We start from the raw sequence: 13,268 nt of genomic DNA on the forward strand, positions 1-13,268 counted from the left end.
TTTTTAAAATCCAAATGAGCTCTTATAAGTAATGGGTTCTCTTTTAATGAATGAGCCTGCAATCCCTTTTTTAGTCGATTGAAGGATCAATGTCATTTCGATAGTGCCGGATGAGCATTTACCTTCCTTGCATTTTCCAGAGCTGCCGATGGTTATACTGGATTTCGAGAGGCTATCCTTTGGGTCTTCCCCCAGTATGGAAGAGTGCGGGGCTTCAATTTCTACAGTGCGGTCAATGCTGCTGCCCTTCCTTCTGATATGCAGTGTGTTCCGATTCGGTTGTTCTTTTGTAAAATAAACGTCTATCAGCATATCTTTTTGGGGTTGGTCTTCCACTATATACTCTTCAATGTGTTTTTCGCCAGCTCTGACAAGTTCGATCCCGAGCTTATCTCCATCTGCCGATTGCCAGTTCTCGATTGTCCGAGGTGAATTTTGATAGAATTCATTCATGACCATTGTAGCTATATAATCGGCATCGTCCCGCAGTTCCGCTTCGACTTTCACTTTTTGGTATAGCCCGAAACCAGTAGCGAATAAAGAATAGACAATCGCAAGGACAATGGAGGAAAGTACAATGGACAGCATCAGTTCAATCAATGTCATTCCTCTTTGTGAATGCAGTATTTTATTCATTTTTAATGACTCCCTCGACTGTCATCTCTTGTTTATTCCATTCTATTTCCACTTTTGCATCCAAAAGATATTTATAAAGGGAAGAATTTGAGCTGTCATTTGTATATTGGCGGTTTGCAATGGTTATAGTGCCTTTATAAATGACGTCATTAATCTTTGAGTTGATTCTCTTTTGGCAATAATCTCCGCCTAGATGAAGAATTCGGCAATTATCCGCTGTGATTTCAATTGTTTTTTCTCCTTGCTTGCCCAAGGTGCCTTGTGCGGCAAGCAGTTTATTCATGTCTTCAAAATCCTGGCTCTCTACATAATTCAATACATTTCTAGCGACATTAACGGCAACGGTCCGATTTTCATTTTGTTTGGCGAATAAAAAGGACTGTGAAAAAAAGCCCATGATCGTTATAGTCGCAATTCCGAGCAATGCCACGGCAAGAAGGACCTCAAGCAAAGTGAATGCCTTATCATTTCTAATTAATGCAGATAATTTCATTAAAGTCACTTCTTTCCAATCTTGTTAATTTATTATACAATATCCGTAGCGGAAATTATGACGAAAGTCTCATTTTTTGCAATTTTTTTAGATACGGGGTGAAGACAATCGAAAAAATTATGTTTACAGCGATCGCATCCATTCTTTTAGTCCTATTTTTACTTTTCATGCCAAGCAAACTTACTTGGAAAGGAAAATGGATACTAGGCGGATCTTCCGTTCTCATGGCCTCGCTGGCATCCTTTTCTATAGATATCGTCCCTTTATGGGAAATTTCGGGGCTTCTTATTATGCTGCTGCTTTTGCTTTCATACATCTTGGCCAATCGTTTGGGGCCAATGCTATTTGTCTCTGATTCTAATGGGATTGAACAGGGCACAGATTTTTTGTATGAAAACCCTAAGAAAGAATCCCGTAAATTGTTTGTCGGAACAAAAAAAGAAGAAAGTCAGTTGGCGGATATCACACCTCCCCTGGATCAATTGGAATGGTCGGCTGAAGCTGATATCGAACTAGCGGAAGAGAAGGGTTCTGCTTTGCTTGATGCTGAAGAGGAAGGAACAGCCGAGCCTATTGAAACCCACGAAGAGAAAGCTGAAGCTGATTATATTCTTCCTGAAATAGAGGAAGAATACTTGCCGGTTTTCAGTGGGCCAGAGGATAAAGGTACTCTTTTGGAGGGAAATTTGCAGGAGCATAGCGCCAGCCAAGCTGAGCCGCATCCAGAGAAACTGGAGGAGATAGATGAATCCACTTATGGTCTACCTGAAGCAAAAGAAGAATATTTGCCCATTTTGAGTGATCCAGAGGATGAGGTTGCTCTTTTGGAGGGAAACTTGCAGGAGCATAGCGCGGGCCAAGCTGAGCCGCATCCAGGGGGACAGGAGAAAAGAGAAGAATCGATAGATGAAAGCGAAGTTGAAATGTTTATTTCTCCCCTGGAAGAACTATTGGCTGAAATGGATGGACCCAGTGAGATAGAAAGCCATACTCTGATAGATACAGAGAATGGGGTTTCTGAGTGGAAGGAACTGCGCGGGCCAATAGTAGAGAGCGCTTCGGAAATAGAAGAAATCTCAATCGATTTACCTGTTCTCCATGATGGGGAGGTAGGCTTATCCTTTGAAGAATCCTTGACGGGGGAACAGGAAGAAGACGTTTCAGTGCCCTCTGGTGAGCTGGACTCTTTCCATCTGGATAGCATGATGGACTTGGAAGCCGATGTGCCTCTGGTAATGGCGGAGGAATTACATAGCCGGTCCCTCGAGGAAACGGCTTGGCAAAAGAGAATGCTGAAGACCTTCCTCGAGCAAATTGAATGGACAGTCGCCAACAAAAGCAGCTTGGAAGCGGAAAAGCTGATTAAAGCATATATGGACAAATACACATACAAAAGTGCGTATTATCTGTTCAGCAAGGAGTTAATGGGCTTATATATCCGTTCAAAGCAACTGGATAAACTGGAAGAAGCCCTTGCCGAGATGAAGGTTGAATTATCAGCATATCCTTTGCTCATGGAACAATTGCAATATACTAAACAACAATTAATAGACAGTAGCAACTAAAAAACGAAAAGTGGATTAAGGGTGTGGAGAGAATGAAGAAAAGTGCAGAAATAACAGAGTTGCCTATTATCAGCATTCAGGATGGCACTGAGGTTGGGAAAGTGAAGTCATTGGTCATCAATCCAGAAAAAGGGACGGTTGATTTTTTAACGGTCGATCATGAAGATTGGCAAGTGAGCATCAGAGCCATCCCGTTTAAGAAAATCATCGGTATAGGCGAGTATGCCGTGACGGTCAATAATGAAGGAGCAGTCATTGATTTAAATGAAATTCCGATAGCCAATCAGCTAGTCAATAAAAAAATCAAAATTATCAATACAAAAGCCATTACGCGCAAAGGGCAACTATTAGGTGAGATAACGGAGTTTTTTGTAGATGAAGAGAATGGAAACATCATGGGGGCATGCATGAAACTGGCTGATCGTGAAGTGGTCCTTTCTTCAGAAGCTGTATTGACATACGGCCGTGACATCATCATTGTAAGCGACGATGCGGACAGCCATTATTTTCCCGATTCAAAGAGCCTGTTGAACGGTCTTATGGCAGAAGAGCAAATGGAAGAAGCAACGATCACAGTTTCGGCACAGCCAATGGATGCGGAAGAGGCGTTAAGAGTGAAACAAATTACTCTTTTAGAAGGAAAGCGGGTTAAGAAAGATATCATCGATGAGGACGGGGAACTTCTTTTTGAAGAAGGGACCGTTTTAAAGTCAGAAGATATTAAGAAAGCGCAAAACGGTGATCCGAGTATCATAGTGGACTTGTCGATGCATGTTGAAGCGTAACCAGTAAAAGGGGCGTTGTAGTTGAGGACCGCACATGTTGTAAGAATATTTCTACTAATGTTTGCATCGACGGCATTCATTTTTTCCTTTACGTTCTTTGGCGTAAAAGCCTATCAGAATTTCGTTGAAGAAGATGATATTTTTATAGAGAACACTGATGTTGCAGGCTTTGACTTGCAGGGAAAGACGAAACAGCAGGCTGAATCACTACTGCAGACAGCCGTTTCTGACTGGAAGAAAAACACCGTGTTCACCTTTCGTTATAAGGAACGTTCGTACGTAGTCGATAATGGAATCTTTCAGTTCAATATACCGGAAACGCTTATCCGGATAACTGGGGGCAACAGCAATGATTTACAGGCACATGTAAATAAAGAATCCTTAAAGGACCAATTGAAGAATGTTTCGCTATCCATTGAACCAGATGCATTTAAACTTGAAGATTTACAGAATCAATTAGCTTCCAGTGCCGGGCATCTTGAAAAAGGGAGCCATTCCTATCAGCTAGAGCGTTTTTTAATCGACAAGAATAGTGGTGGAACTATCCTTTCTAAAGGCACAGCCACCGCAACAGGCATCAACAAGGAGCTAACCAGTTTCGTAAAGGCTGTCCCAACTATTGAATTGAAAGGAAACAGTACTTTTTCATTTGGCCAATTTCTTATGAAAAGCGGTACAAACGCTTTTACTGATCAGACTTTGAGCCAGGTTGCTTCGGCTATCTATGAAGCTATTTTGCCTACCAATTTCACAATTCTGGAAAGAAATATTGGAGCATCCCTGCCTTCTTACGCCAAATTAGGCTATGAAGCAAAGGTAACCGCAGATGCAAAAGTAGATTTGGTATTTGCCAATACGAACGCTTCGGAATATACGATAGCATTCACCTATAGAAATGGTGCCTTTGATGCAGTATTAAAAGGAAGCCCTTTTCTTTATCGTTATAAAGTGGAACAAAAAGGCAGCCAATCCTTCGAGCCAAAAACGATTGTCCAATTTGATACTTCCTTTCCACCAGGGATGGTTCAATTGAAAACAGCGGGGCAGAAGGGGCAAAGAATCAAGATGTATAGAATCATATATGATGAGTCAGGCTCGCAGCTGAAAAGAGAAATGATTGCCGATGATTTCTATGCACCTGTCCATCGAATTGAAATCCACGGGCTGACTGTACCGGTCATTGAAAAAGACATAAGCAATGAAACGGATGGCATTTCGGAGGAGAATACCGGAAAAGAAGAGAAAAAAGCTGAAAAAAGCGAGGACGGCGAGCACCCTGACAATGGAGGGGTGAAAGAGGAAAAGCAACCGGAAGGGAACGAGGATGCAGATAGTGAGCAAAACAAGGAAAGCTCTGAAAATGATTAGAGTAATAAAACGGAAAAAGAAGAATGGCCAACGAATTTTAAAAAGATGTGGGTGATACAATGCCACAAATAAGAAAGCGGCTAGGGGATCTGCTTGTCGAAGCGCAAATCATTACGGAACAGCAGCTGCAGGCTGCCCTTGAAGGGAAATCGCCCAAGCAAAAGCTGGGCGATGCATTAGTGCAAAAAGGATTTATTACAGAACAGCAGTTGATTGAGGTGCTTGAATTTCAATTGGGCGTCCCCCATGTCAGTTTATATCGCTATCCTTTTGATACGTCATTATTCAATGTAGTGCCGAAGCAGATTGCACAGCGGAATTTGATCGTTCCGTTAAAAAAAGACGGTGATAAGCTGTACGTCGCCATGGCGGATCCGATGGATTTTTATGCCATTGATGATTTGCGCCTGTCCACCGGATTTGAAATAGAGACGGCAATCGCGACCAAAGATGATATTCTCCGTACAGTTACGAAATATTATGATGACGAAGGCATAGATGAGATTTTGTCCAGTGCCCCTACCATTGTGGAAAACAAGGAAGAACAGGCGGCTGAACAGGATTCGCCTATCGTACGGCTCGTCAATTCAATCATCACAAACGCCATTACACAAAAAGCTAGTGATATCCATATCGATTCGCATGAAACAAAGCTTTTGATCCGTTACAGAATTGATGGCGTTTTACGGACTGAACGCATCCTTCCTCGGCATATGCAAAATGTATTGATTGCAAGGCTGAAAATCATGGCCAAGCTTGATATTACTGAACACCGTATTCCTCAGGATGGACGCATTAAGATGATGCTCGAATTTCGCCCGGTCGATATCCGTGTCTCTACGCTGCCGACTATTTATGGAGAAATAATAGTTCTGCGGATCCTCGATATGTCCGCTGCATTGAATGACCTTGACCGCTTAGGTTTCAATAAGCTGAACCTGCAGCGCTTTAATGAGATGATCGAAAAGCCGACAGGTATTGTTCTGATAACAGGCCCGACCGGCTCCGGAAAATCCTCCACATTATATGCGGCACTCAACCGGCTGAATAGCGAGGAAGTCAATATTATCACAGTTGAAGATCCGGTTGAATATCAGCTGGAGGGCATCAATCAAATCCAAGTGAACAGTGGAGTCGGGATGACCTTTGCGACCGGATTGCGATCCATTCTTCGGCAGGATCCGAATATTATTATGGTTGGGGAAATCCGTGACCGCGAAACAGTTGAAGTAGCCATACGGGCATCGTTGACCGGCCACCTTGTGCTCAGCACGATCCATACGAATGATTCGCTATCCACGATTACACGGCTGATGGATATGGGAGTGGAGCCTTTTTTGGTAGCATCTGCATTAAGCGGGGTGGTCGCCCAGAGGCTGGTCCGAAAAGTATGCCGCGATTGCGCTGAAATCCATGAACCAATGAAGCGCGAGGTTGAAATATTCGCCAAACGAGGCATGAAGATCGACCGGATCACAAGGGGACGAGGCTGTGCATCATGCAATATGACCGGATATAAAGGCAGAATCGCGATACATGAAATATTGGTCATAAATGATGAAATGAAACGAACCATCATTAACGGAGAAGCCTTTACGAAGCTGAGGGAGCTTGCCGAAAAGAATAAAACCGTTTTTCTGATTGATGATGGGTTGCTGAAGGTGAAGCAAGGCTTGACAACGACAGAAGAAATTTTGCGGGCTGCGATTTTGGAATAGAGGGGTATTATGAAGCATTCTGTAGATTTAATACTAAGGGCCGCCTATGAATTGAAGGCGTCGGATGTCCATTTGACAGTCGGCGTGCCTCCAATCATGCGGCTGAACGGAGAATTGAAGAAGTATGGAAAGGATTTTTTGCTCCCTGAAGACACAGAACGAATGGCGCGTGCCATGATACCGGAAGGAATGTGGGATGTGTTCAGGGAAAGGGGCGAGCTTGATTTTTCCTATGCGGTGAAGGGCATATCGCGATTCAGGGTCAATACATATATGCAACGGTCAAGCATCGCAATGGCCGTCCGGATTGTCCCGACAAGAATCCCGACGCTTGAAGAGCTTGATCTGCCGCTTATTCTGAAAAGGGTAGCCGAAAAACCGCAGGGGCTTATGCTTGTGACCGGACCGACCGGAAGCGGAAAAAGTACAACGCTTGCCGCTGTCATTCAATATATGAATACCGTCATGCGCAAGCATATTATCACTCTGGAAGATCCAATCGAATATTTGCACAAACATAACACATGCATCATTGACCAGCGGGAAGTAGGTTTCGATACCAATAATTTTGCCAATGGCCTGCGCGCTTCGCTTCGGCAGGATCCAGATGTGATCCTTGTCGGGGAGATGCGCGACCTGGAAACCATCCATACAGCCATCACGGCTGCTGAAACAGGGCATTTAGTGTTAGGGACGCTCCATACATCGAGTGCACCATCCACGATCGATAGAATCATTGATGTATTCCCGCCTGCCCAGCAGCCGCAAATCCGCATTCAGCTGGCATCTGTTCTGGTGGCGATCATGTCGCAGCGCCTGTTTCCGACCGCTGATAAAAAAGGAAGGACAGCTGCCACAGAAATTCTGATTAACAATGCGGCGGTATCGAATTTGATACGCAATGAAAAAATCCATCAAATTGTTAATATTATGCAGACATCAAGAGCCCAAGGAATGCATACATTGGATAGCAGTATTAAAGAACTCGTCCGAAAAGGGGCCATTACGAAGGAAACAGCCGATCCGTTCATCGGGGAAAAGGTGGACTAAATGGCTAAATTCCAATATGCAGGCCGCGATCGAAAAGGTAAGACGCAAGGAAGCCTCATAGCCTCATCCAAGCGTGAAGCAGTCGTAAAGCTGAGCCAAACAGGCATCAAGGTCATTTCAATCGAAGAAGTGCAGCAATCGGTCCTGTCAAAAAACATTATGATTGGAAATCCGGTCAAATTGCACCAATTTGTCATTTTTCTGCGCCAGTTTTCCACACTCCTGAAAGCAGGAGTGACAATGGTCGATACGACACGCATTCTTGCCGACCAGACCGATAATAAGCATTTGCGCTCCGCCCTTCTCGACATTGAACAGGATTTACGCGAAGGCAACCCGTATTCGGCAGCCAGCGCCAAACATAAAAAAATCTTTGCACCGATGTTCATCAATATGATTCGCGCTGGGGAAGCGGGAGGGAACATGGATGAGTCGCTGGACAGGCTCGCAGCCCACTATGAAAAGCAGCATGCGACCCAGCAAAAAATCCGTTCCGCACTAGCCTATCCGGTTGTAGTCGGCATCATGGCGATTGCCGTTTTGATTTTCCTGCTGGTGGCCATCGTCCCTACTTTTGTCGATATGTATGCCGATTTTGGCGGTGATTTGCCAGCCATAACGGTATTCGTTTTGAAGGCAAGCCACTTTATGCAAGCGGCTTGGTATGTCATTGTCATCGCCCTTATTGCGTTTATCGCCCTTATTTCGTTTATCAGCAAGAACAGCTCGACCAAATATTACTGGGACCTGTTCATTTTGAGAATGCCGGTCTTCGGCAAGATGATGCAAAAAGCTGTACTGGCGCGGATGACGAGGACGTTAAGCTCCTTGTTTTCTTCTTCTGTCCCGATTTTGCAATCAATGGCCATTGTCGAGGAAGTGGTCGGCAATAAAGTCATCGGCAATGTTGTGAGAGAATCGCGCGATGCCTTGGAGAAAGGGCAGTCGATTACGATTCCGATGAAGGCGCACTGGGCGTTTCCTCCGTTAGTCACACAAATGATTGCAATCGGCGAGCAGACAGGGGCGCTGGATACGATGCTCAATAAAGTCGCCGATTTCTACGAGCGGGAAGTGGAGGTTGTCACCGACCAATTGAAATCGCTGATCGAACCGCTCATGATCGTTATTTTGGCTGCGCTTGTCGGCACAATCGTTATCTCCATCATGGTGCCGATGTTCGATATATTCAACCAAGTGAACAAGCAATAAATTATACTATTCTTCTCGAGAAATATATGTTAATTTTTCCATTATATTGTATAATTAATGAGTAAAAAGAAGTAAGTAAAACGAACTAGAAGGAAGGGAAAGAAATGAAAAGGTTAAAAGAAAAACTAAGGGATATTCTGAATAATGAACGGGGATTGACGCTGATTGAGCTATTGGCGGTCGTCGTTATTCTTGCCATCATCGCAGCGATTGCCATTCCGAGCATCGGAGGGCTGATGGATAATACGAAAAAAGATGCACACGTGGCGAACGCGGAGCAGATGATTAGTGCTGCTCGAATGGCTGTTACTGCTGATCAAGAATTAACAACTGGAAAACATTATTACTCTTTAAAAAGGTTAATTGATGAGAAGTATTTAGAAAAAATAAAAGATCCTGATAAAGGAACATATGATGAAGGAACTTATACAAAAGATGAAGAGGTACCAGTTAAACAACCAGAAAGTGGATCTTATGTAGAAGTTGACGGTGGACAAATTACAGCTGTGAAGTTAGTGAATAAAGGTGGTAAAAAGGTTCGTGGGGTTCAAACTGAAGGTGGTGCACCAATAGTTTTAATTGATCCTGCCACAACAGGAAGTGGGAACAAACCTGCAACAGAAGAAAAAGCGCATGATTTGACTAGAAAAGATGTTAATGAAAAGAAAGATCCAAGTTAATGTTTTTTGGGCTTCTATATCTCTTCATCCTCGGCCTAACCCTCGGCTCCTTCTATAATGTAGTAGGTTTGCGGGTTCCTATGAAGCTATCGATTGTGAAGCCGAGGTCGGCTTGTCCGAAGTGTAAGCATGTCCTGAATGCAGGTGAATTGATTCCGGTTGTATCCTATATTATGCAGAAGGGGAAATGCCGGAGCTGCAAAGCGCCGATTTCCCCGCTTTATCCGTTGATGGAGCTATTTGCGGGTGTGTTGTTTGCTATTTCCCCTTTGTTGATTGGATGGAGTAGTGAACTTCTTTTTGCTTATGCGCTTATTTCGCTTCTTGTCATTGTGACTGTATCCGACTTGGCTTATATGCTTATTCCAGATAAGATCCTGCTTGTTTTTGCAGCTATCTTTCTGCTATTGATGTTTTTTCTGGATACTCTGCATCCGCTTGATTCCATTTTGGGCGCTGTGGCCGGATTCGGCATTCTGCTGCTGATTGCATTGGCCAGTAACGGCGGCATGGGAGGCGGCGATATAAAGCTGTTTGCGGTGCTTGGATTTGCGCTTGGTGTAAAGCTGACTCTTTTAGCGCTATTTTTTTCTGTCCTATATGGAGCGGTGATTGGGCTCATCCTCATGCTGGCCGGCGTAGTGAAAAAAAAGCAGCCTGTCCCATTCGGCCCGTTTATCGCGCTCGGCGCGTTGACTTCCTATTATTTCGGGGAAGCCATCGTCCATTGGTATTTCGGCGTCCTGTTATAAAAGCAATACATATGTTAGGAGACACATTATGGCAATATCCCTCTTTAATCGAAGCAATAAAACCATCAATCTTGAAATCAATGACCATAGCATCCGTTATGCTGAATTGAGGCCGGGGAAAATGCCCGCACTCCATGCAACCGGAGAGTTTCTGCTGCCGCCAGGGATTGTGAAGGGCGGACGGATCATTGAGCATGAAACGTTAAAAGCCATTCTTGAAGAGTGCATCGGTGATTGGCGCATCCATCGGAGAACGGTGCGGTTTATTGTGCCCGACCAATTCGTCGTAATGAAAAAGATAACGATCGATAGTGAAGTGAATGAAGATGAGTTAGAGGGGTATTTGTATCTGCAATTGGGGACTTCCATCCATTTGCCCTTTGAAGAACCTGTTTTTGACACGTATATCCTTGGGGAGAATGAGGGTCAAAAAGAGATTCTTCTTTTTGCGGCATCAGAGGAGATTATCAAGCAGCAACAACAACTGCTGGCTTCATGTAAACTCTCCCCTGCTGTTGCGGATGTCTCTCCTTTAGCTTCCTACCGCCTGTTACACTATTTGGATAAAGTGAAAGAGGATGAACATTTCCTGCTCCTTCAGTTCGATTTATACGGTGTCATGATATCCATTTTCTTTGACCATAAGCCTCTTTATATGCGTTATGTCCCCATTTCATCTGAACAAGACCAGTGGGAGCGGGAATTGGCCGGTGAAGGGAAGTACCGTTGGGTGCTGCAGGGAGGAGAGGAAGCCTATTTCCAGCAGTTTGAAGATACATACAAAGAAATTGAACGGGTTGTTGCGTTTTATAAATACAATATGAATAATTCCTTAAACGAGGTGACTTCTATTGTCCTTTGCGGCGACCACCCATTTATGCAGCGTATTGGCCGTGATTTGGCTGAACGGTTTCCGGTGAAGCTGCAAATAATCGATGATCACGCACTGTCCATTCTGGCGGATGGAGAGCAAGTTTCTTCCTATTATTCTGTCCTCGGCCTTGGTTTGAGAGGGGTGCAGTAGATGTTGGTAGAAATCAACCTTCTGCCTAAGAAGGAACCTAAGAATATATTATTCGCTATTCTGATTGCTGTTGTAGGCCTTTTTTTTGCCGCCGGCTGTGTTTATCTGTATTGGACGTTGAATAACAATCAGCAAAAGGTTGAACATCTTGAGCACCAAATCCAATCTGTTCAGCAGCTTGCGGTATTGGAGCAGAAAAAGCAAGGGGAGGAGCAAAAAAAGGATTCGTTGTCCGAACTGCAGGCTCTGATTGATTGGTCTGAAAAGTATCCAGTCAAAACAGTGCCGCTTATTCGGGAACTTGTTGCATTATTGCCTGAGCGTGGCTTTTTTATGGCCTTTTCTTATACTGCAGATGGAAGCGTTCAGCTGACTGTTCAGTTCGATTCATCCAGCCAATCCGCACAGTATTTGAATGAGCTGCTGCACTCGAAGTGGATAGCCGATGCCAAACTTTCTTCTCTTTCTACTTCCGCTGCGATAAAGGATAGCGCTCTTGAAACGAAATCGAATGAGAAGCCAGAAGGAGAGAAGGATGAGTCTGATAAAGCAGAATCTTCCTTAACTGGCAAGCACAGTGATTCCGAAGAAAAGAAGAAAAAATCGCAGCTCCTTGGGAATGAGCCTTATCTTCCGCGATATACGGCTCAATTTGAGCTTGCGCTTAATAAGGAATTCATGCAGAAACAGGAGCAAGCGAAAGAAAATGCACCGAAGGATAAAGAGGGGAATGATGCCCAATGAACAATTCTCTTTCTAAAAAACACATGCTGATTGTCGTTGGCTTTTCTTTGGCGGCAGCCGGGCTGATTGCCGGTATATTCTTCTGGAAGGTATACCCGCTGCAATCAATGATTGGGATGAAACAAGATGAACTGTCCAACCAGGAAAGACTATTAACCTCCATACAATTAAAAGCAGCTCCTGTTAAAGAAGTATCCTTCGAAAAGAGTACGGAGCTGCAGAAAAAATTGCCGGTTAAGCCGCTTACGCAGCAACTTATATTGAATATTGAAAAGGCGGAAACAATCTCAGGAAGCTTCGTGCAGAATCTGTCGTTTGCTGAGGAGGGCTCTGGTGAAGGTGAAGCAGGCGATAATCCTCCTTCCGCAGCAACTAGCGCTGAAGGGCTGGAAAAGGTATCTATCTCTTTGAATGTCCAATCTCCTACCTATGAAAAGTTAAATGACTTCCTGGATACTATTGAAGGCATGCAGCGGTTATTGACGATTGATCAACTGACTTTTACGGGGGAAGAAGAAACAACGTCTGTTGAACAGTCCGCTTCACCGCTTGATTTCACTGTCAATCTGTCGGCTTATTATGCCCCCGGGCTTCAGGATTTACAAAAGGATGTGCCTGAAATGGCTGACCAAACCCCTGCCGGTAAAGCTAATCCTTTCAATAACCATGAAGGCAGTGACAGATAAAGTGGGGGGTATTCTTAAAAGGGGTTGTTGGCGAGATGAAGGCAATGGATGAAAAAGGGCTTACTCTGATTGAAGTAGTGGCTGTTGTAGCCGTTCTTGCCATATTAGCGGGAATTGCTGTTCCAACCTTCCTTAAAACGATCGATGGAATGCGCAAACAGGCGTATGTGGCAAATGCAATTGCTTTGAAAGATGCAGCCACCTTTTATGTGAAGGACCTGCTTGTCCATGAAGAAGAAATCCCTGTAGAAATCACATATGAAATGTTGCTTTCCCATGGCTATATCGAAGGGATAAAAGATCCTGATTCAAGAAAAATGTGGGAGATCACAAATGCGAGTTATCTGACGACAGAAGGGGAAACGGTATCCCATGTATGCTTGCAGGGCGATAAACGGAAACTGTGCGGGAAGAATGGGGAAACGCCAGTGGCCATACATGGAATGGACAAAGAAGATGTCATTGATAAATAAGCGAATTTTGACGAACGCTAATGGGAATGAGACGACAAAAGTCTTGTTCTTTTTTTTTCGCCTATGATACGATGAAGCAAAT

Annotated in this window: 14 protein-coding genes; 12 read left to right on the forward strand and 2 right to left on the reverse strand. The window is 44.1% G+C overall.

Translation table 11 applies throughout. The features are described from left to right. Positions 1-3: 3 nt before the first annotated feature. Both ABC357_RS03365 and ABC357_RS03370 read right to left on the reverse strand, forming a co-directional pair. On the reverse strand, positions 4-636 hold the full coding sequence (locus tag ABC357_RS03365; RefSeq protein ID WP_412886143.1) for a PilW family protein: 633 nt from the start codon (positions 634-636) through the stop codon (positions 4-6). Beyond that, complete coding sequence (locus ABC357_RS03370; RefSeq protein WP_412886144.1) at positions 629-1,129, reverse strand: prepilin-type N-terminal cleavage/methylation domain-containing protein; 501 nt, start codon at positions 1,127-1,129, stop codon at positions 629-631. The genes ABC357_RS03365 and ABC357_RS03370 overlap by 8 nt, the downstream gene beginning before the upstream one ends. A 98-nt stretch (positions 1,130-1,227) precedes the next feature. On the opposite strand from ABC357_RS03370, the gene ABC357_RS03375 reads away from it, so the two are divergent. The 12 genes from ABC357_RS03375 (at position 1,228) to ABC357_RS03430 (ending at position 13,186) form a co-directional block, all read left to right on the forward strand. Next, positions 1,228-2,694, forward strand: coding sequence for a hypothetical protein (locus ABC357_RS03375; protein ID WP_412886145.1), 1,467 nt, complete (start codon positions 1,228-1,230; stop codon positions 2,692-2,694). A 32-nt stretch (positions 2,695-2,726) separates the two neighbouring features. After that, positions 2,727-3,479, forward strand: coding sequence for a PRC-barrel domain-containing protein (locus tag ABC357_RS03380; RefSeq protein ID WP_412886146.1), 753 nt, complete (start codon positions 2,727-2,729; stop codon positions 3,477-3,479). A gap of 57 nt (positions 3,480-3,536) precedes the next feature. Beyond that, positions 3,537-4,847: a VanW family protein gene (locus ABC357_RS03385; protein ID WP_412886147.1), complete on the forward strand. Its 1,311-nt coding sequence runs from the start codon at positions 3,537-3,539 to the stop codon at positions 4,845-4,847. A gap of 59 nt (positions 4,848-4,906) precedes the next feature. Beyond that, positions 4,907-6,565 (forward strand): GspE/PulE family protein, encoded by a 1,659-nt coding sequence (locus tag ABC357_RS03390; RefSeq protein ID WP_412886148.1) that lies wholly within the window; start codon positions 4,907-4,909, stop codon positions 6,563-6,565. Between the two features lie 9 nt (positions 6,566-6,574). Continuing rightward, a complete protein-coding gene (locus ABC357_RS03395) occupies positions 6,575-7,615 on the forward strand; it encodes a type IV pilus twitching motility protein PilT (protein WP_412886149.1) in 1,041 nt (346 codons plus the stop codon). Beyond that, complete coding sequence (locus tag ABC357_RS03400) at positions 7,616-8,827, forward strand: type II secretion system F family protein (RefSeq protein ID WP_412886150.1); 1,212 nt, start codon at positions 7,616-7,618, stop codon at positions 8,825-8,827. Positions 8,828-8,931: 104 nt separating this feature from the next. Then, positions 8,932-9,507 (forward strand): prepilin-type N-terminal cleavage/methylation domain-containing protein, encoded by a 576-nt coding sequence (locus tag ABC357_RS03405; protein WP_412886151.1) that lies wholly within the window; start codon positions 8,932-8,934, stop codon positions 9,505-9,507. Next, positions 9,507-10,259: a prepilin peptidase gene (locus tag ABC357_RS03410; protein ID WP_412886152.1), complete on the forward strand. Its 753-nt coding sequence runs from the start codon at positions 9,507-9,509 to the stop codon at positions 10,257-10,259. The genes ABC357_RS03405 and ABC357_RS03410 overlap by 1 nt, the downstream gene beginning before the upstream one ends. A gap of 28 nt (positions 10,260-10,287) precedes the next feature. Then, the gene (gene pilM, locus ABC357_RS03415) at positions 10,288-11,283 is read left to right on the forward strand and encodes a type IV pilus biogenesis protein PilM (RefSeq protein ID WP_412886153.1); all 996 of its coding nucleotides are present in this window, start codon (positions 10,288-10,290) and stop codon (positions 11,281-11,283) included. Next, complete coding sequence (locus ABC357_RS03420; RefSeq protein WP_412886154.1) at positions 11,284-12,027, forward strand: PilN domain-containing protein; 744 nt, start codon at positions 11,284-11,286, stop codon at positions 12,025-12,027. Further along, positions 12,024-12,713, forward strand: coding sequence for a GspMb/PilO family protein (locus ABC357_RS03425; RefSeq protein WP_412886155.1), 690 nt, complete (start codon positions 12,024-12,026; stop codon positions 12,711-12,713). The genes ABC357_RS03420 and ABC357_RS03425 overlap by 4 nt, the downstream gene beginning before the upstream one ends. A 35-nt stretch (positions 12,714-12,748) precedes the next feature. Beyond that, complete coding sequence (locus ABC357_RS03430; protein ID WP_412886156.1) at positions 12,749-13,186, forward strand: prepilin-type N-terminal cleavage/methylation domain-containing protein; 438 nt, start codon at positions 12,749-12,751, stop codon at positions 13,184-13,186. Positions 13,187-13,268: the final 82 nt, after the last annotated feature.

Origin of the sequence: Bacillus kalamii (genome assembly GCF_047238185.1) — a bacterium.
GTDB lineage: Bacteria > Bacillota > Bacilli > Bacillales > DSM-1321 > Bacillus_AD.

Bases quoted from the DNA above. Each gene is read 5' to 3' on its own strand.
- ABC357_RS03365 (WP_412886143.1), bottom strand. From the start codon at position 636: ATGAATAAAATACTGCATTCACAAAGAGGAATGACATTGATTGAACTG.
- ABC357_RS03370 (WP_412886144.1), bottom strand. From the start codon at position 1,129: ATGAAATTATCTGCATTAATTAGAAATGATAAGGCATTCACTTTGCTT.
- ABC357_RS03380 (WP_412886146.1), top strand. From the start codon at position 2,727: ATGAAGAAAAGTGCAGAAATAACAGAGTTGCCTATTATCAGCATTCAG.
- ABC357_RS03385 (WP_412886147.1), top strand. From the start codon at position 3,537: ATGTTTGCATCGACGGCATTCATTTTTTCCTTTACGTTCTTTGGCGTA.
- ABC357_RS03390 (WP_412886148.1), top strand. From the start codon at position 4,907: ATGCCACAAATAAGAAAGCGGCTAGGGGATCTGCTTGTCGAAGCGCAA.
- ABC357_RS03395 (WP_412886149.1), top strand. From the start codon at position 6,575: ATGAAGCATTCTGTAGATTTAATACTAAGGGCCGCCTATGAATTGAAG.
- ABC357_RS03400 (WP_412886150.1), top strand. From the start codon at position 7,616: ATGGCTAAATTCCAATATGCAGGCCGCGATCGAAAAGGTAAGACGCAA.
- ABC357_RS03405 (WP_412886151.1), top strand. From the start codon at position 8,932: ATGAAAAGGTTAAAAGAAAAACTAAGGGATATTCTGAATAATGAACGG.
- ABC357_RS03410 (WP_412886152.1), top strand. From the start codon at position 9,507: ATGTTTTTTGGGCTTCTATATCTCTTCATCCTCGGCCTAACCCTCGGC.
- pilM (WP_412886153.1), top strand. From the start codon at position 10,288: ATGGCAATATCCCTCTTTAATCGAAGCAATAAAACCATCAATCTTGAA.
- ABC357_RS03420 (WP_412886154.1), top strand. From the start codon at position 11,284: ATGTTGGTAGAAATCAACCTTCTGCCTAAGAAGGAACCTAAGAATATA.
- ABC357_RS03425 (WP_412886155.1), top strand. From the start codon at position 12,024: ATGAACAATTCTCTTTCTAAAAAACACATGCTGATTGTCGTTGGCTTT.
- ABC357_RS03430 (WP_412886156.1), top strand. From the start codon at position 12,749: ATGAAGGCAATGGATGAAAAAGGGCTTACTCTGATTGAAGTAGTGGCT.